This is a genomic window from Cryobacterium sp. Y57, assembly GCF_002929505.1.
Taxonomy (GTDB): Bacteria; Actinomycetota; Actinomycetes; order Actinomycetales; family Microbacteriaceae; genus Cryobacterium.
Genome location: NZ_PJJL01000046.1, coordinates 15,684 through 36,257, shown reverse-complemented (window position 1 = coordinate 36,257; position 20,574 = coordinate 15,684). Strand labels below are relative to the sequence as shown.

Sequence of the window (20,574 nt, the reverse complement as noted above, 5' to 3'; positions counted from 1 at the left end):
GTCCGATCCGCGGTAGCCTCGAAATGCCCGGAAATACGCCGGACAATAACACTTGTGTTGCGTCGACTCTCAGAATCCGCCGTTTCGCTAGTCAGTAGATCGACCGAGTCGATCCTGGGGATAGCCGGCAGTCCCGGCGAGGCGCCGGCGGCGATCAAGGCCTGCCGAAACCGCAGCTCGCGACCGTCGACGTCGACGGTGTCGGGACCGGTGAAACGTGCCCGGCCCCGCACCACCTCGACGTTGTCCCCCACGAGCGACTCCTCGGAATCAACCGGAGCGATTTCGTACATGGCGGCCCGCACGTGCTCCATCACCCGAGCGAAATCCACGACAACATCGTTCACGCTCAGCCCGAGGCCTGCCGACGAACGGGCCATCATGGCGGCATCCGCGGCGGCGATAAGAGACTTCGAAGGCACACAGCCAGTCCACAGGCAGTCCCCACCGAGGCGGTTGTCCTCGATCAAAACAGTCCTCGCCCCGAACCTGGCTGCGGTGCGGCTGGCCGCGAGACCAGCCGCTCCTCCACCGATGACGACGAGGTCCCACACATGCGGTTCAATCATGTCTGCGAGCGTAGACGGTCTGCGCTGCCTTCAGCGACAACGAGCCTGGTTAGGCTGATGGAAACGAAAGGCCGGTCGAGCACTCATGGTGAATGACTACGAGGCTGCGGGCCGCTTCTACGATGCGCTGTCCGGAGAACGTGTCGCCTACCGAGCCGGCCGACGATCGGGTGTGGCGCTGTTGAATCTGCGTGCCGGCGACACAGTCCTGGACCTCGGCTGCGGCACCGGCCTGAACCTTGCCCTGCTCGTTGATGCCGTCGGACCGTCGGGCACAGTGGTCGGGCTGGACCGCAGCCCGAAAATGCTCGAGATGGCCCACCGCCGAGTGGAAGCCAACGGATGGACATGCGTGTGCCTGGTCAAAGCGGATGCCACCACGTTCGATCCGAATGAGGTCGCGAAAGAACTCCCAGCACCGTCGAACGGGCTCGTCGACGCCGTGTTCTCCAGCTATGCGATGAGTGTCTTCGACAACTGGCACCCGGCCTGGGATCGGATGCGGGCGCTGCTCAAGCCCGGCGGTCACGCCGGCATCGTGGACATGCAGCTGCCCGTCGGCCGCGCCCGGATGTTTTCTCCACTCGTGCGACTGGCCGCCTCGCTTGGCGGGGCCGACCTCCACGCTCGCCCGTGGACCGTCATCGAACGTGAAGGTGTGGATGTTCACTCCGCGTCGCTGCGCGGCGGCCACATCCAGGTAGTGGTGGCCACGATCCCCTAGCCGGCGACTTGAGTCTTGTTTGTCTCAGATCACACAACTCCGGGAGGCAAGATCAATCTGCACCCAGCAGCGCCAACACGATAGCGCCATGCTCCGAAGCTGAATGAATGACCAAGTTGGCCCCAACGCCGTGGATAAAATCTACGTCGGGACGTCTGACGTAAACGAAGCGACCGCCGACTCGAAATTATCGAACAGGACATCCGGTGCTGCGCACAGTCCCAACTAGCTTCACGCAGATGGTGTTGCCGGTGTTCTGCGCCTATTTCAGCCACGGGCAGGCGTTCGCACCCGGCAAACCGCCGACGTGATTACCGCAAGCTCGCGCGGTCGGGGCACCTCGATAAACGAAATCAGCCGCACGCAGGCCAGCCGCACGCGCATAACACCCACCCGGCCGGCGAGGTCGAGTGCCCCACCAACCATCGCGGATATCCAAATGATCCAAACGCATGAGTAGCACAATAAATGAAGGCACGTAAGTCGTACCCGTGTCATCAAATCTTTTTAGGCCATTTCCGAGTGCAGCCTTCACATCAGAATCGCACGTAAGTGAACGCAGACGATGCTTAGTACCGGCCGGGGTAGTACGGGAAGGGCGGGTAGACATACCCCATTCCCCAATAGGGCAAGAACCCGTAATAACCATACGTGTCATAAAAGAAAACGTTGTCTTCAACGAGATCGGGATCATAAGGCGGAGATCCGGCCACAGTGTCGGTCAATAGGTTCAAATAGACGTCTTTATCGTCAATATGGGTAATCGCGTCGACAGGAATGAATGACTTGTCTTTGCCAATTCCCAGAAAACCGCCCGTGGCGACTTCAAAAAATCGCACTTTCTCTTCCTGCTCGTCGATCAGGAGAGCGTCCACCTTCCCGAGGTTATTGCCATCCTTGTCGAGAACTCGGTGCCCCCGGATGTCGGAATCTGTCGCAGCGATGGTCATATTGGTGTCCTGCAGCCGGACGAGCCTGCTGCGCTCTGCAGATGTCATGATTCAAGTCCTTTCAGTCGGTTATGAGAGTGAGAATTGCAAGGAAGCTTCTAAACGCGTGAAGAGTCTTGTGTCGATGCTGCCTAAGCTTGTCGTGGACAAGCACTCGAGTGCCGCGGCCTCTCTCCAGTCGACGCCTGGACACCGTGATTGAATGGTGACCGCATGGTTACTCAACAGCGCTGCAATCACAATTCCCATCGCATCACCGCCGGTTTTTTTGGTCGTTCCGCCGATCAGCGTGGCTGATGATGACATCGCTACACTCCCGCCAATGTTCCTTCTGGCGCACGGCGACTGCCCGCACGGTACGTCTCGACCGGTTCCAGACGTACGACGACCGCTTTCGAAGCCGGTGTGTTGCTCCCGTCGGCCGTAGAACCTAGTGGAACGAGCGGGTTCCCTTCGGGAAAGTAGGTAGCTGCGCACCCGCGTGACGTCGGGAACGCGACAACCCTGAAGTTGCGCACCACCCGGTCGACGTTGTCGGTGAACTCACTGTGCACGTCGACGATCTGGCCATCTTCCATACCGAGCATGGACAAATCGTCTGGATGGACGAAGATCACCTTGCGGCTCTTCTTGATGCCACGGTAGCGGTCATCCAAGCTGTAGATCGTCGTGTTGAATTGGTCGTGCGCGCGCATCGATTGCAGCAACAGGCGTCCAGTCGGGCACTCAATGTATTCAAGCTCGTTGACCGTGATCATGGCTTTGCCGGTTGGCGTGTTGAACGTCCGTGAATCACGCGGCCCGTGGGGAAGGATGAAACCGTTGTCCCGGTGGAGTCGCTCATTAAAGTTGTCGAAGCCCCCGATAACGTGTTCGATGTGATCGCGGATCGTGTCATAGTTTTCTTCGAACCCGGCCCAGTTGATGGGCCCATCGTCGCCGAATACCTGGCGCGCGATCCGAGTGACGATTGACACTTCGGAGAGTAGCTTGTCCGAAATCGGCTTGATCTTGCCTCTGGTCGCGTGGATCGCGCACACGGAGTCTTCGACAGAGAGCATCTGCGGGCCCCCTGCCTGGATGTCGATCTCGGTGCGCCCCATGGTTGGCAGGATCAGCGCTTCGTCGCCCACCGTGAGGTGGTTACGGTTCAATTTCGTTGAGATCTGCACGTTGAGGCCCACAGAGCGGAATCCTGCTTCAGCAGCTGCGGTATCTGATACCGCGGACACCAGGTTGCCGCCCATCGCAATCCACACCTTGGTTTTCCCTGCGAGCATCGCTTCCACCGACTGAACGGTGTCGAAGCCGTTCTCGCGTGGAGGATCGAAGTGAAATTCTTGCTGGAGGGCATCCAAAAATGCCGGAGGCATTTGTTCCCAGATGCCCATTGTGCGATCGCCTTGCACATTGCTGTGACCACGGATCGGAGAGGCGCCTGCGCCGGGCTTACCGATGTTTCCCCGAAGTAACAGGAGGTTCATGATTTCTTTGATGATGGCAACAGCGTCTTTGTGCTGAGTGAGCCCCATCGCCCAAGTGATGATGACCTTGTCTGCCTTCATGTACCGCGCAGCAAGCTCGTCTATCTCCTCCGTCGTAAGTCCGGTTGCTCGAAGAACCGAGTCGTGATCGAGCGTGGCGACATGCGCCTTGAACTCCTCCAGCCCCGCGCAGTGTTCCTCGATGAACTCGTGGTCGAGCACCGTTCCGGGGTGTGCGGTTTCGGCTTCGAAGACGCGTTTGGAGATTGCCTTCATCAACCACCCGTCACCGCCGGCGCGGATCTGCACGTACTGGTCGGCAAGACCTGTTCCATGGCCGATGATACCTTTCACCTTCTGCGGGTTCTTGTAGCGGATCAAGCCAGCCTCGAGGAGCGGGTTGACCGCAACAATATCTGCACCGGCCTCCTTTGCCTCCTCAAGGGCCGTGAGCATTCTGGGGTGGTTCGTACCAGGGTTTTGCCCCATGACGATGATCAGGTCCGCCTGAGCAAAGTCCTTATAAGCGACCGTGTTCTTTCCGATGCCAATAGCCTCGCCCATGGCTAGCCCAGTGGACTCATGGCACATATTAGAACAATCGGGAAGATTGTTGGTGCCAAGTGACCGGGCAAGCAGCTGGTAGATGAATGCGGTCTCGTTGGCGGTGCGACCACTGGTATGGAACGTCGCCTCGTTGGCAGAATCAAGGGCTTTCAGCCGGTCGCCGATAAGCGTGAACGCGTCATCCCAGCTGATCGGCTCGTAGTTGTCTTTGCCTTTCGGCTTGTACACAGGCTCAGTCAGTCTGCCTTGCATGCCCAGCCAGTACTCTGACTTCTCCAGCAAACTGCTGATGGAGTGTCCCGACCAGAAGGCCGTCGGAATCGCCACCGGCGTAGCCTCCCAGGTGACGGCCTTCGCCCCGTTCTCGCAGAACTCGAACGTTTTGCGGTGATCCGGATCCGCCCAAGCACAACTCATGCAGTCGAAGCCGTCCTTCTGATTCATATCGGTGAGCAGCTTCAGACTGCGACCAATACCCATCTCCAAGAAGGCCGGCCCCATGGAATGGGTGACCCCGGGCACTCCGGCAGCCCACGTCTTCGGATCCCCGACCACCATTTCAGTGGCATCTTCGTTGATATCCTCAATCGGGGCTTTAGCACTCATACCGCACCACTTTCTTGTAGTCTTGCCGGTATTTCGACGACGTGTTTATCGCCGGAATAGATCACCATCAAACTTTCCTGAGGAAGCCCTCCGGTATTATTTGCACCTCGGACGCCAGTTCGGCAGCGCAGAAGAGTGGGACCAAGGCAGAGGCCACCATCGGGACAGTAGCCATCTCGGCCTTGCGCGTCAAAACCACGCCTATCCTGCTCGACACAATAAACACCGTGCCCTGAGGAGACAACCTGTTTTGCGCGCAGTTTGTCGGAACAGGTCGCCAAAAGCCCGGGTCGATTGTCACTTCGTTGTCGTTCACTTCATCCACAGACTACGTACGCACCATGTCAACACTCGGCTGACGACAGACACAACGAGAATTCGTGACGTAGGAATTGAATTCCAAACGCGGATTTCGCCGCGGAACGCCAATGGCCAGCAAGTCGTCCAGAACGCTATGAATGTTCAAACGCTCTCCAGTGGACCCGGCACAATATCGAACCGGCGCAGCCTGATCACCTCCGGTAATCTGGCCCGGGGAGACGAGGAAATCGGCGGCCAAATCATAGTCGCCATTGAATGCACGACTGGTCACCGCGAGAGAAATCCCCCCACCGCTAACTTTCGGTGGCTTCACGCGAGTAAAAACATCTTCTTGCCTAACTAATGAATCATCTACTCTAAAGCAGACAACTTTTCGTCGAGCCACTCTCCCACTCATATTTCAGTCTTATCAGCTAAGTGAGAACCACGCAACCGTGCCCCCGGCAGTACCCATCGGTACCTTGGCCACGTTGAAATCATCAGAGCTCAACGGCGCACGCCAATTGGAACTAAAACACCGAACACGACGGCGTACACGGCCGACGTGATCACGTCGGGACCAGGCACCATGACGCGATTAGCGGCGAGAACGGTACGTTGACGGACGGTGACAGCTGTCCAAAGTCCGACCTATGTTCTTTTGCGTGATCGTTGTTTTTCCTTGTGAAATGGACTGCGGCCTCAGTCGGTTGCTGCAAGCTCGCGTAGTACGAAACCCTCTGAAGTACGTGATGAAACGCATTCGAAATACGAATGGCTGCATGCATGCGCCAGCGATTGCTTCAGCAATGCTGTGGCTACTAGTTCGGTCGCGCGAAGACTGAATGTCTGGTGAAGATCGGATGCAGAGTAGGCATCATCTCATTCGATGAGATCTCGGCTGTGAAGGCTGTGTCACCGCAGTCCCCACGTGTACCGCGATACCCATCGATCGTGGGAGCAGCGTGATGGTTAGGCCGTTTGCGCTGGAAGGCTCTGGTGAGTACTGACCGCCAGACGGTTCCACACGTTGATCGCGGCAATAGCCATCAACAGTTGCACGATTTCCCTCTCCTCGAATAATGTCTTCACCTGCCCCCACAACGAGTCCGACACGCCGCCGTTTCCGATGAGCGTCACAGCCTCAGTGAGTGCGAGAGCGGCACGTTCGCGCTCGGAGTACACGTTCGGCGCCTCCCCCCATCCAGCTAACACATCGAGTCGGCGCTGATCAATGCCCGCCGCTCGAGCTTCACGCCCGTGCATGTTCAAGCAGTATGCACAACCATTGATCTGCGAAGCACGAATTTTTATCAGCGCCAGGAGAGGTTCACCCAGACTTCCTGCGTGGATGTATTTCTCAAGGGCGATCATCGGTTTATAGGCCTCGGGATCGACGTCCGGGACGGAGATGCGTTGCTCAAAAGACATTGTCGTTATCTTTCTTTTTGTTTTTACAATGCGTGTGCTTCGAGTGGCTTCTATTCTGTGTGTCGCCCGATGAAGTCATCGATCAGATGCACAACGGTGTCCAGTTCTTCATCCAAAACGAAGTGCCCGGTGTTGAGCAGGTGCAGTTCAGCGGATGGAAGGTCATCAAGGTACGCGCGCGCCCCAGATTCAGAAAAGAACTGATCGTTACGTCCCCAGGGCAATAGCATGGGGGGCTGATGCTTGCGCATCCACGCTTGCCACGCGGGATACAGCGCGACATTGGACTGATAGTCGTAGAGCAAATCAAGCATGATCTGGTCTCGCCCAGCTTGATCAAGCCAGTGTTGGTCCAGAGTCCATGCGTCGGGATCGACGAAATCTGGATGCGCGGCCCCCTCGAGATGTTGGGAGCGCGTTGCCTCAGCTGTAAGCGCTCCGCGGATGACGGGCTCCATTTCCTCCTGATTTATCCAGTACTGAACCACAGGCTGCATATTCGGTCCTAGTCCGGACTCGTAGGCGTTGCCATTTTGGGCAATGACTCCCTGTATCCAATTTGGATGTCGCGCCGCGATGCGATACCCGATTGGAGCGCCAAAGTCGAAAACGTACATGAAGAACTCGTCGATGCCGAGGGTGACCAGAAATGCTTCGATAACATCGGCGACGTGATCGAAAGAGTAAACAAAGTCGCCGCCGCCACTACTGGAGGTGGGAGCACTGCTGTAGCCGAACCCCGGGTAGTCCGGTGCAATGAGGTGCACCCGATCGCTGAGCCGATCCATCAGGTGCGCGTACTGGTGCGACGCAGCCGGGAAACCGTGCAGCAGCACGAGCGTTGGCGCGTCCGCGGGGCCTGCCTCCCGATAGAAGATCTCTAACCCATCGACGGAAATAGTGCGATGCCGCACTCCCGTGAGCTGATCAGTGTCCGTTGTGAATTCGGCCATACTGTCCTCGTTTCGCCCGCTGATGCCTGCATTTCAGACTTTCACTCGCGGAAGCTCGTGTCAATACGTCCACGACGTGCCGACATCCGTGCTCCCGAGGATGAGTCGGGAGATCATCTCGCGATCGTGACCGCCATCACCGGTGCCAGCAGGCACAGAACGTAATCGATCTCACAACCGCCCTCTGGCAACGGTTCGGCGAAACCTCGGTCATCATCTGCGACGGCCGTCACGGGATCCTTGAAAGCACGGGATTTCCGGTACACGGTGCGGGCTGCAGCGTCTCAGAATGATTTTCTTGGATCGCTTCCCGCAACAGAACGCGCCCCGCAATCTTCCCCAAAACACCCATTTCCGCGTGGTATCGGTCAGGAGTTGAGCTGCGCGCGGCACATAAGCTGATGGCTGGAACTGTAAATCACCGGGCGATGGCCCTAGCAGAAAGACCACAAGCAGCCGCAATACATCAAGCAGGAGGACCCACAATGACCAGAATGTTCGCACTGATCTGCGCGCGACTGTCGGACGGAAGCACCATGCGCTCCCCCCGCCACACCGACGATCCTCTTAGGTCCAAGCGGCGTGTCGTGCGTAATCGGGTCAGTGCTGCGGCATTGGTGCTTGTGGCCGCGGCGTTGTCAGGCTGCTCCGGCGTCGGCGCTCCACGCATACCCCCGACGGAGCTGGGATCGAAAAACCTCGGCATGAACGCGGAGGTAGGTCCTGTCGAAGTCCGGAACCTGCTCCTGGTCACACACGGCGAAGCCGAGCCCGCACGCCTCATCGGGGTCCTCTTGAATGGATCAGAGAAAGAAATCCAGGTCACGCTGTCAGACCAAGACGACGAGATCTCCGTCACCCTCGATCCGAGCGAGCAATATGCCTTCCAGGAACACCCGACCCTCTTCGAGACCGCTGACGCGATACCAGGTGCAGTAGCGGATGTCACCATCGCTGTCGGAACGGACACCGAATCAGTGCAGATCCCGATACGAAACGGCAGCCTGAAATGGCTTGAGCCGTACCTGCCCAACAGCACGAGCAACTGAGAAATCGAGATCAGCGGCGACATTCGCGCGATCACCGAATCTTCTCCGACGACAACTCCCGCCCGTGCCGGGACGATCGGCAAGGCGACGGAACGGTGAAAGCACCAGTGATCTAGGAACGGGCACCGAGGGACTCGAATCCCCCCAAGCCACGTCGCGGGCGCTACTCGGTTGCGCGGTCCATGGTCAGCGCCGTTCACGACGGACCAATGCCACCGTTTGGGATTCTCGTCATCCCCACCAGCCAGAGGCCTCGGTCCCGGAAACTCCTGCTGCCGGATGGGTGCCCATTTCTCTACTTTTACATGCCGCCCCGACTGGTTGACTGGTCGAGACGGCTGGATCAAGCGGGTGGCAAACCTAAGCAGTTGCCGTACGGCCCTCATCCGCACCATGTCGAGGAGATGCTCAGTCGACGACATGTTTCGGATAGTCAAAAGATGCAGATAAAGTCCTGAGTTGTGTCGTGGGCGCTAAATAGTTTTCTTAAGTAACAATTATTTAAGCTGATCACAGGGGTAATACTGGCCAAAAACAGCGTCGACGTTATGCGTTGATATAGTATATTCGGGCTAACGTTATACGTGTCCCGAGCACTGAGAGCGAGAGGCTAATTCGTGAGTTCATCTTCATCCAGCACGTCTATCCGGAGCCGAACCCCGCTAGTTATTACGGCGGCGAGTATCGCCGGGCTGGTGATCTTGTTCTTTATCTTCGCCGGGCTATATACGGATGTTTTGTGGTTTGCTCAACTCGGCTTTCTTAACGTTCTGACCACACAGTGGATCGCTAATGTCGTGCTGTTCCTGATCGGATTCGTGGCGATGTCTGTGCCCGTGTTCGTGAGCATTCAGCTTGCATACCGCTTGCGTACGATGTACGCGAAGCTGAACTCTCAGCTAGTCCGGTACCAAGAGGTCATTGAACCGCTGCGTCGACTCGCGATGTACGCCATCCCTGCGCTGCTGGGGCTATTCGCCGGCATCGCCGCGGCCACGCAGTGGAAGATGATTCTCATGTGGCTCAACCGCACCCCGGTAGGAACCACCGACCCGCAGTTCGGTTTCGACATCGCGTTCTACCTCTTCGACTTGCCATTTTACCAGTCCGTGCTCGGATTCGTCTCAGCCGTCGTGCTCATCTCGGCTCTCGTTGCACTGGCCACGAGCTACCTGTATGGTTCCATCCGTCTCATCGGCAGGGAGGTTCTGCTGAGCAAAGCCGCCCGCGTGCAGATCGCCGTCACCGCAGGCGTCTACCTGCTGCTGCAGGCCGTGAGCATCTGGCTCGACCAGTACTCCACGCTGACGGCCCAGGGCGACCTGATTACCGGTGCCGCCTACGCCGAAGTCAACGCGACCATCCCTGGACGCGCCATTCTTGCTGGTATCGCCGCTGTCGTGGCGATCCTCTTCATCGTCACTGCCATTATCGGCCGTTGGCGCCTGCCTGTCATCGGCACCGCGCTGCTGATCATCAGCAGCGTGCTGATCGGGTCCCTCTACCCGTGGGTGGTGCAGCGCTTCCAAGTCGACCCCAGCGCGCTTACCCTCGAAGCACCCTATATTGATCGAAATATCAACTTGACCCGAGACGCCTACGACCTCTCGGACATCGTCGAAATTCCCTACAACGCCACCACGGAAGCGACAGCGGGCGCGTTGCGTGAAGACGCCGCCACGACAGCCAACATTCGCATTCTCGATCCGGCTCTGGTCAGCGACTCCTTCGCTCAACTGGAGCAGTTCCGTCAGTACTACCAATTTCCAACCAACCTCAGCGTGGACCGGTATGAGATCGACGGTGTTTCACAAGACACTGTCGTCGCCGTTCGCGGCCTCAACCTCGACGGTCTCAACGACGGAAACACCTGGGTCAACTCCCGCACCATCTACACGCACGGTTATGGCGTCGTTGCCGCCTACGGCAACCAGGTTTCCTCCGACGGCCAGCCGGTGTTCCTCGAGTCGGGCATCCCGACCAGCGGAGAACTTGATGATTTTGAACCACGCATCTACTTCGGAACGACCTCCCCGGAATACTCCATCGTGGGCGCTCCCGAAGGTACAGAACCCATCGAGCTGGACTACCCGTCCGGAGAAGACGGTGCCGGCCAGACCTACACGACATTCAGCGAAGACGGCGGGCCCAAGCTCGACAACGCCTTCAAACGCCTGCTCTACGCGCTCAAGTTCCAGTCCGAGCAGATCTTTCTCGCCAACTCCGTTAGTGACGAGTCGCAGATTCTTTACGACCGTGACCCCGTCACGCGTGTGCAGAAGGTCGCTCCATATCTGACCCTCGACTCTGAGGCCTACCCTTCCGTTGTTGACGGTCGGGTGCAGTGGATCGTTGACGGATACACCACATCCGCGGAATACCCATACTCCACCCCGGTGAGCCTCAACGAAGCCATCACCGACACAGAGACCCCGCCGCAGCCCTTCGCGCTGGATAGCGTGAACTACATGCGCAACGCGGTCAAGGCCACCGTCGACGCCTATAGCGGCGAAGTGGTTCTCTATGCCTGGGACGATGAAGATCCGCTGCTGCAGACCTGGCAGAAGATCTTCCCGTCCACAGTCAAGCCGATGAACGAGATGAGCGGTGACCTCATGAGTCACGTGCGCTACCCAGCCGACCTGTTCAAGGTACAGCGCGCCATTCTGGGTCAGTATCACGTAACCGACCCGAGTTCGTTCTATTCCAAGGACGACGCCTGGATCACCCCAAACGATCCAAACTCTCCAGCCGAGGACCCCACCCTGCAGCCGCCGTATTACCTCACCATGCAGGTACCCGGTACGGAGAAGCCGTCATTCTCGCTGTACTCCACCTTCCAGCCTGAAGCCACCGGCGAGTCAAGTCGAAGCGTACTCTTCGGCTACCTCGCGGTCGACGCGGATGCCGGAAACGTGGACGGAGAACGCTCAGAAGGCTACGGAACCATGCGGTTGCTCAACCTACCCAAGGACGGCACCGTTCCCGGCCCCGGCCAGGTACAGAACATCTTCAGTTCCGACCCGACGGTATCGACCGAGCTCAACCTGCTGCGTCAAGGGGCCTCTACGGTGCTCAACGGCAACCTGCTCACCCTCCCGGTCGGCGGCGGACTGCTCTACGTGCAACCCGTCTACGTGCAATCCACGGGTGAAACCAGCTACCCGCTGCTACAGAAGGTACTCGTTGCCTTCGGCGACCAGATCGCCTTCGAGGACACTCTCGATCAAGCGCTTGATACCCTCTTCGGAGGAGACTCTGGAGCCGATGCTGGAGACGCGAGCGTTCCGGTGACCGAAGATGACACGACCCTAGTCAGCCCGACCGAAGGCACAGACACCAGCACGGACACGTCTACCGATGTTCCAGCGGCGACCGGTACCGGAAACGCGGAGACCGACCTCGAATTGACAGCGCTCCTAGAGGCCGCCAACACAGCCCTTACCGAGAAGCAGTCCGCTCTGACCGCGGGCGACTTTGCCGCTTACGGTGCCGCAGACGACAGGCTCGCGGAAACCATCGCGAGCATGCTGGCGCTGCTTGGAGAGTAGCCAGGGCGCACGATCCTCGGCGGGTCGAATAAACCGTCGGTGGCGTCGCTGTCGTCCGGCATTGTCGTATCGTAATCCCGTGGCGCACCGTACTGCCGCTGCAACGCGACCGTGTACGTGCAGGCTGCCAGCGCGGGGAAGATTTAGACTGCAGCACACGAGAAGACACCGACCATCGAACGCGCTGGGTCGAACTAATCGACACCGCAGGAATCCACCTCTGACCACACCGAATCGTCTACAGCCAGCTCAGTCCCCGGCGCGGAGGTAGACATCGACAGTCTCTTGGCTGATCCCAAACCCATGAGTAAGAACAGACTTTGGCACGCCAACAACAGCGTTCTCACGCAGCTCAGCCGCACGAGCCATGTCCAGCGATCGGGTCAAGGGTCTACCCGCGTCTTTATCGAGCAGCACGACGAATAAGTGGCGGGGACTCGCTGCTTACCTCCCCGAGAACTCCACGTTGAATTGTTCGTCTTCAACGCTGCACTGAGTGGCTCCGACGCCGGGGCGCTGACGAGGGTGGGTTCCATCTTTGAGCTCACTGCGGCATAATCGGAAAAACGGCCCCGTATGGTGACGATGAATTATCCACCCGCCGGGACGTGACCGGAAGGAATGGTGTGGTGTGAATTCTGCAAGGTTGCCCGGACGTGGCGTGGGTGCGCTCTCGGAATCTGACGCGGAGATATACGTTGCCTCCGTGTGTTTTAAGACCGGGCCGCCGGGTGCTGCCGGAGTTGAGGTCGAACGGATAGTCCACGATGTCTCGGATCCGCAGTTCCCGGTTTCGGTTGCGCGGGTCAGCGACGCGATGGCGGCATCACAGGGCCCGTTACCGGGTGGAGGAGTAATCACCTTCGAACCAGGCGGTCAGTTGGAGGTGAGCTCTGTGTGCGCGTCTGATCTTCCCTCTCTCGTCGTGGCGACCCGGGCGGATCTTGCAGCTGTTGAGGCTCTGCTGACGGATGCTGGTCTGTGCTTCGGCGCGGTGGCTTTGGACCCTGCTCGGCCGCCGGTGCGGTCATTGGATCATCCACGTTATGCCGCCATGGAGCACCATTTTGATCGTTTCGGCTCTGCGGGACGGGTCATGATGTGTTCCACGGCTGCTCTGCAGATTTCGCTGGAGGCTGGGCTCGACACTTCGGGATCCAGCGGCGCGGCGCAACGTTGGGCACGACTGCACAATCTCATTCCGGTCTTTGCTGCTATGTTTGCAAATTCTCCGTTCCTTCATGGCGTCCCCAACGGTTGGCATAGCAACCGGCAGCGTATCTGGTTGGCGATGGATGCTTCCCGGACCGCAATGGTCCCCCGCTCGGTGGACCCGCGCTTGGACTGGGCTCGCTACGCGCTGGATGCGCTGCTGCTGTGCATTCCCTCAACAGAGGCTGCCTGGACAGCTCCGCGCGGGTTGTCGATGCGGAACTGGTTACGTGGAGAAGGCCCAAGACCTGCAACGCTCGACGACCTGAAGTACCACCTGACAACTTTGTTCCCACCTGTGCGCCCGCGGGGGTTCATGGAGATCAGGGTGATCGACGCACAGGCAGGCAACGACTGGGAGTCCGTCACGGCCATGGTGACAGCACTGGTGGACGATGAGCATGCGGCCGACCTAGCCGCAGAGGCCTGCGCCCCGGTGGCGTCCCTGTCCAATCCGCTCAGGACAGCCGCCCGTCACGCATTGACAAATCCCGTGCTCGCTTCGGCAGCCTACGGCTGCGCCGAAGCCGCTCTGATGGCATTGCCCCGTTTAGGGGTTGACACCACTACGCGTAACCGCGCAGAAGATTTCGTTGCCCGATATACGGCGCGGGGCCGGTGTCCCGGGGAAGAGCGACTGGAAGTGTGGAGAAGGACCGGCAGTTATTTTGGTCCGTCAGAGCATGAGGAGCATTGTGAAAATGTCCGATAATTTTTCTGAATCCGGTACCGATCCGGAAAATCTCAAAACTTTCATTGCCGACGCGCTGGAAAGGTCCCGGAACCGAACGCATGCGCTGACTGAGTGCGACGAGGAAGATCTGCTGAAACAGCACTCAGCGCTGATGTCGCCGCTGGTCTGGGACCTAGCGCATGTCGGCAGCCAGGAGGAACTCTGGCTGGTCCGCGACGTCGGCAAAATGGAGCCGTTGCGGTGCGACATCGACGAGATGTACGACGCTTTCCAGCATGCGCGCAGCGCTCGCACCTCGCTGCCATTGCTCTCTCCGGATGAGTCCCGCAAGTACCTCGCCCAGGTTCGGACCAAAACCCTCGATGTCCTGGATCGGATTCCCTTGGAAGGCTCGCCATTGGTGGATCGTGGCTTCGCCTTCGGAATGATCATCCAACACGAGCAGCAGCACGACGAGACGATGTTGGCCACCCACCAGCTCCGGGTTGGCAGACCAGTCCTGCACGCCCGGACATTGGCAGCCGACGTCGTGTCCACCGACCGGTACTCTCTACCAAAGGAAGTGCTGGTCCCCGCAGGGACGTTCATGATGGGGACCTCGGTGGAGCCCTGGGCACTGGACAACGAACGTCCCGCCCATCCGGTTGATCTGCGCGCGTACTGGATCGACACTATTCCGGTAACCAATAACGCCTACCGATCTTTCATAGACGACGGCGGCTACCGAACCCCCCGCTGGTGGACGGCCCAAGGATGGAAGCACGTCAGAGAAACCGGAATAGTGGCGCCCAAATATTGGGAACGCGACGGTGACCGGTGGGTCAGAACCAGATTCGGCGTCGTTGAACAGGTGCCAGAAGACGAGCCGGTGCAGCACGTGTGCTGGTTCGAAGCGGACGCCTACGCCCGCTGGGCCGGGCGCAGGCTTCCGACCGAACCAGAGTGGGAAAAAGCTGCGCGGTACAACCCCCGGTCCGATTGCTCGAAGCGCTACCCGTGGGGTGATGAAGATCCCAGCCCGCATCATGCGAACCTGGGCGGATCAGCTCTGCGGCCTTCCCCCGCCGGCTCCTATCCGCGCGGCGCATCACCGTTGGGAGTGCGCCAACTCATCGGTGATGTTTGGGAATGGGTCTCCAGCGACTTCCGCCCGTACCCCGGATTCATCGCGTTCCCGTATCAGGAATACAGCGAAGTTTTTTTCGGGTCTGACTACAAGGTGCTACGCGGCGGCTCCTGGGCGGCGGACGCGGCCGCGTGCCGTGGGACATTCCGCAATTGGGATTATCCAATCCGCCGGCAAATCTTTGCCGGCTTCCGTACGGCGCGGGATGCCGCACCGGACGAGGTGCGTTAGCCTGTGTGCCGTCATTTAGCTTATATCGGGTCCCCCATGCCGCTCGCGGAGCTGCTGCTCGCTCCCGCGCACGGGTTGTTGACGCAATCCTGGGCGCCCAGACATCAGCGGCACGGGACCGTGAACGCTGATGGTTTCGGTGTCGGATGGTATGCCTCGGAGGATCCCATACCCGCCCGTTACCGTCGCGCAATCCCCATCTGGGCAGACGGGTCCTTCACTGATGTCGCTCGGGTTACCTCCAGCCAGGCAGTGCTCGCGGCCGTCCGGTCCGCGACGCCAGGGATGACGCAGGAGGCATCAGCTGCTGCCCCCTACGCGTACGGGCCCTGGCTTTTCAGCCACAACGGCCGGGTAGAGGGTTGGCCGCAGGCATTGGAAGCTCTGGCCGCATCGCTTCCGCCCGCTCGTCTGCTGGCCCTTGAAGCTCGAGTCGACTCCGCCCTGCTCTGGGCACTTGTCCTGGAACGGCTCGCCGCAGGAGACTGCGCCGGGGATGCGCTGGCGCACGTGGTCAACAGCGTCTCTGCCGTCACCGGCGCACGACTAAATTTTCTGCTCACGGACGGCACAGCCATAGCGGCCACGGCCGCCGGAGATACCCTCTTTTGGCGAACCGGTCCCGGGAGCGTCGTGGTGGCCAGTGAACCTTTCGATGACAGCCCCGACTGGCATGAGGTGGCGGACAACTCTCTTCTGACCGCCACCGCCGGCTACGTCGACGTCCGTCCGATTTCCACTCTCACGAAGGAACAGGTAGCCCCATGAGCCTCTTTGCCGCCCGCCCCGACATTATCCATCACCTATCTCCGGACCATCTAGGGCGAAGCCTGCGCGCAGACGTGCGCGCAGGACTTAGCGCGTCGCCGAAAACGCTGCCACCCAAGTGGTTCTACGACAAACTCGGCAGCGAACTGTTTGAGCGCATCACCGGCCTGCCGGAGTATTACCCCACACGAGCCGAACGTGAAGTGCTAGAACTCCACGCGGCAGAGATAGCGACCGCATGCCCTGCAGAGACGTTGATCGAGCTCGGGTCTGGATCTTCCCGGAAAACCCCCCTGCTACTCAACGCCTTGAGAAACGAAGGCTCCCTTCGCCGTTACGTTGGCGTAGACATCAGCGATAGCGCACTGCTGGATGCCCAAAACGAATTGGCTCGTGCCTTTCCCGACCTTGAACTGCAGGCCGTGACAGCCGACTTCGAGACCCAGCTGCACCTGCTACCTCGGGCCGGACGTCGCATGGTCGCGTTGCTGGGCAGCACTATCGGAAATTTTGAGCCATCGACCCGAGCCAGTTTTCTTTCTGACGTTCGCGACTTGCTCGGCAAAGACGGTGGTTCACTACTTCTTGGGACGGATTTGGTGAAATCGCCACACGTCCTCGTTTCGGCTTATGCCGATACGGAAGGGATCACCGCTGACTTCAACCGGAACGTGCTGCGCGTTCTCAACACCGAGCTCGGTGCCAATTTCGACGTGATGGCCTTCGAACACATGGCGGTGTGGATGCCCCGAGAGGAATGGATCGAGATGCGGCTGCGCGCCAGCAGACCCATGATGGTGCACCTGCCAGAGATGGACATGACCATCCAGTTCCACGAGGGGGAAGAACTTCGTACGGAAATTTCGGCCAAATTCCGCCTTGACGGCGTGGTCGAAGAGATGGAAACGGCGGGGTTCTCCGTGGCCGGGCAGTGGACGGATCCGCAAAATCGTTTCGCCCTGACCCTGGCCGCAGCCATCTAGACCTGGCCTTGCCCCCGTTGAGTGAACATTCTCTCTTGTGAGGTGTCCACTCAACGGGGGCAAGGCCATCGCGGCATAGGCGGAATCAGTCGCTGCCCATGCCTTAGATCAGAAGAGACTGGTCGCGCTGATCCACGACACCGTGTAGGTAGCGGGTGTGTTGCATACGGTGACGGGATTTTCCAGCGTTATGGTCCGCGACGAATCCCAATTGGGCGGACTCACTTTGGCCACATCGGCGACGGCGGTGTCACAGTCGTACGCTCCGGCATTACTGAAATGGATGGTGCTGTAAGCAGATGCCCCGGGAGCGAGCTGCACCACCTCCGGCATGCCGCTGTCTGCCGCGCGCTTCCCTGCGACCGCCCCCGTAGCGCTGTCCGCGAGGTTGAAGATGGAAGGTGGTCCCTCGACCCAACAGGCGTCGCCGCTGGTGTTAGTAAACGTGATCTCGGAGAAGAACGAACCGGCTCCGCTGGCCAGGGGCTGGGCGGCGATAGAAATACCCAGGTTGTCTCCGTCACACTCAGCGGCTCCGGCGGGCATCGGCGTCACATCTGCATCGATTGCGGGGACCGATGCTTCGCCAGCGGTCTCGTACTCCCCCGGATCAGGCGCTACGGGCGAAGCGGAAGCCGAAGGGTAACCGGCACTAGTGGGCGACGGGGTTGCAGACGCTGCCTCACCGCTCACTTGGCCAACGCAGCCAGTCAAGAAGAAAATGACGGCTATTCCGGAGCAGAGTGCAGAAATTTTCTTCATGATTTTCCTCGGATTATCGTCGTGTCAATTGATGCATGCTCCTGCCTTCGAGGTTAGCCTGCTGAGCAGGTCGGCTGGGGTGCTCCGGTTGAGCGTCAGTGGATCCGGCACGCCGAAACCGTTCCGGAGCTCCGCCACGCCCCGGAACGGCTACTCAATCCGCAGTCTCAAGTGAAAATGCTCACGCCACCTGGACCAACCAGCAGTCCCACGACGATGAGCACAATACCCCAGAGAAACTGGCGTCGAAATAGCGCGAAAATTCCTCCAACTACGAGGATTACTGCAATGATCCAGAGAATTGTTGCCATGGTGCTGCTCCATTTCATTCAGCGCCGACGGGCCGTACGCCCATAGCGGTTTTCGATCTGTTGAATCGAACGTACCCCCTGCTCGGTCTCTGACCACTGTGTTTTATCCAGAATGTCGTGGAGGTGAGACGCTGCCATCATGTGTTAGCGGCCATGCGAAACGACCAAGAGAACCCAAGCACGGTGACGTCCCGCAAAGTGGATGCTCTTATTGATGTCAAGCGACTTTTTGTGCCGCATGGCCTTGCCCCCGTTGAGTGGACGCGGGTTAAGCGGTGAGTTGGACTTCTGCGGTCTCTGACGAGTGTTGCAGTTCGAAATCGACTGGGCTGATTTGCCCGATCGAGGAGTGCCGGCGGCGGTTGTAGCGGTCCTCGATTCAGGCGCCGACTTCGCGGGTGGCGCGGTCGCGGGTGGGCCAAACACGGCGGTAGTAGAACTCCGTTTTCAGCGTCGCGAAGAAGCTCTCAGCCATCGCGTTGTCCCAGCAATTTCCGGTCAATCCCATCGAGCGGGTGATGCCATTCTTGGCGGCGAATGCGGTGATCTGAGCGGAGGCATATTGGGTGTCCGTGTCGCTGTGGAATATGACCCGCGCCGGCCTGTTTCCGCATAACGTCATGGCCATCGCGAGGGCGTCCTCGATCAGGTCGGTCCTCTTATGGGCGGCGATGACCCAGCCGATCACTCGGCGGCTGTGAGCGTCGATTACGGTCGTCAAGTAGACCCATCCCTCCCAAGTCCTGAGGTAAGTGATGTCGCCGACCCAGATCTGGTTCAGCGCCCCGGTGTTCCATTCGCGTTTGACGGCATCGACCGGGTAAGCGTCGGCGTGGTCAATGATCGCGGTGGTCTTCCACTTTTGCGGGCAGATGCCTACCAATCCGAGGCGTTGCATGATTTTAGCGCCGGTCTTGCGTGAGATGGTTTCCCCGTCGGCACAGAGGTCGGCCAGGATTCTCGGGGCTCCATGGACCTCGTCGGAGTCGACGTGGAACCACGCCACTTTCTCCTCGATGTCCTCGCGTCGCAACCGAAGCAGCTCGGCCCGTTCCGACTCCGTGACAGCGGTCTCACCGCTGTCATTTCGGGCTATGAAAGCGCTGAGCCAACGGCCCAGCGAGGCCTCGTCGATGCCGAGCTCACGCGCCACGGTCACGGTCACGGTCACAAGCGCCCTACTAGTGTTAATCACCCGCTTCACGGCCTCGTCTTTGCACTCAGAAGTGAACTCCCTGCGTGTCTTTCCCCTGTGAACATTCTCTCTTGTGAGGTGTCCACCCAACGGGGGCAAGACCAGAGTTTGTCAAGGTGAATGAGGCCAATGGGAGTTTAGGGGGCTGGTTCGAGTCGTCCATTCCGCCGTTTTATTTATTCCGTTTCGTAAGCGGTCCCCCTGTACAGTGTGTGCAGAATCCTCACAGCTGTGACGCACTCCCGCGCTCATGGTTCCCCGTGGTGGAAGAACGGAATCCCCGCATGAGAAAAATCTCGCTCGGCCTGGTCGGCATCGTCGCCGCAGCCGTCAGCCTCGCCATTGCAGTACCCGCGAACGCCGCCAGCAGCGTCCTCTTCGTACCGGACAGCTTCAACTCCGCACTTTCTGACACAAGGGCGACAGGGCACTACGAAGTGGTCGCTACCGGTCTCCACATTTACACCGACTCGACCACCAGCACAGACAAGGTCGCTGAGTACGTCGACACGAACGCCCTGCTCGCCGCAGCCGGCGAACCAAACCTTGAGTATACGAACACAGCCGGGGGTATCCCCGGCGCCCAGCTCATCGTCGACTTCGACGCTGACGGCACTGCCGATGGGATCCTCATCGGAGAGCCTGCCACCTATGGCAACGACTGGTGGTTGAGTAACTCCGCAGACCTATTCGTCAAAAACGGCGCACCGTCCCACATGGGCGGATTCGGCAGCAACAACCACGGCACTCTCGACCAGTGGCGGACCGCCTTCCCAAACGCTGACGTCACTGCGTTCGGCTTCTCCCTCGGTTCAGGAGTCAAAGGCGATGGCGTCCTCAACGCGATCAACTTCGCTGGCACTGAATACACGTTCGGAACTCAAACTGTGCTCGCGGGCAAGGACAACTGCAAAAACGGCGGGTGGGAAACTAGCACGAGTCCCGACTTCAAGAATCAGGGTGACTGCGTCAACTCTTTCGCCTCTTCGAAGGGGTAGTTGTACTCGGCATGGACATTGGTGACCGGTCGGGCTCATGAAAGGTGAGGGCCTCGGGGCTTAGGGACTGCAGATGATTAACACGCTGGTTTAATTTCTGATCCGGTTTC

17 protein-coding genes are annotated in these 20,574 nt (G+C 59.2%); 8 read left to right on the top strand and 9 right to left on the bottom strand.

Annotated elements, in window-relative coordinates; genetic code table 11:
- Nucleotides 1-569 (bottom strand): FAD-dependent oxidoreductase (locus CXY72_RS02235; RefSeq protein ID WP_146071021.1); only part of this gene is annotated, 569 nt, incomplete at its 3' end.
- An 85-nt stretch (nt 570-654) separates the two neighbouring features.
- Between CXY72_RS02235 and CXY72_RS02230 the strand changes: the two genes are divergently transcribed.
- Nucleotides 655-1,293, top strand: a complete 639-nt coding sequence (locus tag CXY72_RS02230; protein WP_104126092.1) for a class I SAM-dependent methyltransferase — start codon at nt 655-657, stop codon at nt 1,291-1,293.
- Nucleotides 1,294-1,862: 569 nt separating this feature from the next.
- Here the strand turns inward: CXY72_RS02230 and CXY72_RS02225 are convergent.
- The 5 genes from CXY72_RS02225 to CXY72_RS02205 form a co-directional block, all read right to left on the bottom strand.
- Entirely contained in the window at nt 1,863-2,291 is a 429-nt protein-coding gene (locus CXY72_RS02225; RefSeq protein ID WP_104126091.1) for a PRC-barrel domain-containing protein, read from the bottom strand.
- Nucleotides 2,292-2,551: 260 nt separating this feature from the next.
- The gene (locus CXY72_RS02220; RefSeq protein WP_104126090.1) at nt 2,552-4,900 is read right to left on the bottom strand and encodes an FdhF/YdeP family oxidoreductase; all 2,349 of its coding nucleotides are present in this window, start codon (nt 4,898-4,900) and stop codon (nt 2,552-2,554) included.
- A gap of 67 nt (nt 4,901-4,967) precedes the next feature.
- Nucleotides 4,968-5,201, bottom strand: coding sequence for a formate dehydrogenase accessory sulfurtransferase FdhD (locus tag CXY72_RS20510; protein ID WP_370446192.1), 234 nt, complete (start codon nt 5,199-5,201; stop codon nt 4,968-4,970).
- 971 nt (nt 5,202-6,172) lie between these two features.
- The gene (locus CXY72_RS02210) at nt 6,173-6,631 is read right to left on the bottom strand and encodes a carboxymuconolactone decarboxylase family protein (protein WP_104126088.1); all 459 of its coding nucleotides are present in this window, start codon (nt 6,629-6,631) and stop codon (nt 6,173-6,175) included.
- Nucleotides 6,632-6,681: 50 nt separating this feature from the next.
- Complete coding sequence (locus CXY72_RS02205) at nt 6,682-7,584, bottom strand: alpha/beta fold hydrolase (RefSeq protein WP_104126087.1); 903 nt, start codon at nt 7,582-7,584, stop codon at nt 6,682-6,684.
- 485 nt (nt 7,585-8,069) lie between these two features.
- Between CXY72_RS02205 and CXY72_RS02200 the strand changes: the two genes are divergently transcribed.
- From CXY72_RS02200 to egtD, 6 genes are all read left to right on the top strand, one after another.
- Nucleotides 8,070-8,633 (top strand): hypothetical protein, encoded by a 564-nt coding sequence (locus tag CXY72_RS02200; RefSeq protein WP_146071019.1) that lies wholly within the window; start codon nt 8,070-8,072, stop codon nt 8,631-8,633.
- Nucleotides 8,634-9,250: 617 nt separating this feature from the next.
- Complete coding sequence (locus CXY72_RS02195) at nt 9,251-12,184, top strand: UPF0182 family protein (RefSeq protein ID WP_104126085.1); 2,934 nt, start codon at nt 9,251-9,253, stop codon at nt 12,182-12,184.
- 631 nt (nt 12,185-12,815) lie between these two features.
- Nucleotides 12,816-14,108, top strand: a complete 1,293-nt coding sequence (egtA, locus tag CXY72_RS02190; RefSeq protein WP_370446190.1) for an ergothioneine biosynthesis glutamate--cysteine ligase EgtA — start codon at nt 12,816-12,818, stop codon at nt 14,106-14,108.
- Nucleotides 14,098-15,447, top strand: coding sequence for an ergothioneine biosynthesis protein EgtB (gene egtB, locus CXY72_RS02185; RefSeq protein WP_104126083.1), 1,350 nt, complete (start codon nt 14,098-14,100; stop codon nt 15,445-15,447). The genes egtA and egtB overlap by 11 nt, the downstream gene beginning before the upstream one ends.
- Before the next feature lie 3 nt (nt 15,448-15,450).
- On the top strand, nt 15,451-16,215 hold the full coding sequence (egtC, locus tag CXY72_RS02180; RefSeq protein ID WP_104126082.1) for an ergothioneine biosynthesis protein EgtC: 765 nt from the start codon (nt 15,451-15,453) through the stop codon (nt 16,213-16,215).
- Nucleotides 16,212-17,198 carry an L-histidine N(alpha)-methyltransferase gene (egtD, locus tag CXY72_RS02175; RefSeq protein ID WP_104126081.1) on the top strand — a complete coding sequence of 329 codons (987 nt, stop codon included), beginning with the start codon at nt 16,212-16,214 and terminating at the stop codon, nt 17,196-17,198. Before egtC ends, egtD begins: the two co-directional genes overlap by 4 nt.
- Before the next feature lie 108 nt (nt 17,199-17,306).
- Here egtD and CXY72_RS02170 read toward each other — a convergent pair whose 3' ends face one another.
- From CXY72_RS02170 to CXY72_RS02165, 3 genes are all read right to left on the bottom strand, one after another.
- Entirely contained in the window at nt 17,307-17,960 is a 654-nt protein-coding gene (locus CXY72_RS02170) for a DUF4232 domain-containing protein (protein ID WP_104126080.1), read from the bottom strand.
- A gap of 167 nt (nt 17,961-18,127) precedes the next feature.
- Entirely contained in the window at nt 18,128-18,271 is a 144-nt protein-coding gene (locus CXY72_RS19735) for a GPGG-motif small membrane protein (RefSeq protein WP_199183915.1), read from the bottom strand.
- A gap of 379 nt (nt 18,272-18,650) precedes the next feature.
- Nucleotides 18,651-19,556, bottom strand: coding sequence for an IS3 family transposase (locus CXY72_RS02165; RefSeq protein ID WP_255409246.1), 906 nt, complete (start codon nt 19,554-19,556; stop codon nt 18,651-18,653).
- Nucleotides 19,557-19,750: 194 nt separating this feature from the next.
- On the opposite strand from CXY72_RS02165, the gene CXY72_RS02160 reads away from it, so the two are divergent.
- Nucleotides 19,751-20,464, top strand: a complete 714-nt coding sequence (locus tag CXY72_RS02160; RefSeq protein WP_104126078.1) for a hypothetical protein — start codon at nt 19,751-19,753, stop codon at nt 20,462-20,464.
- The last annotated feature ends 110 nt before the right edge of the window (nt 20,465-20,574 follow it).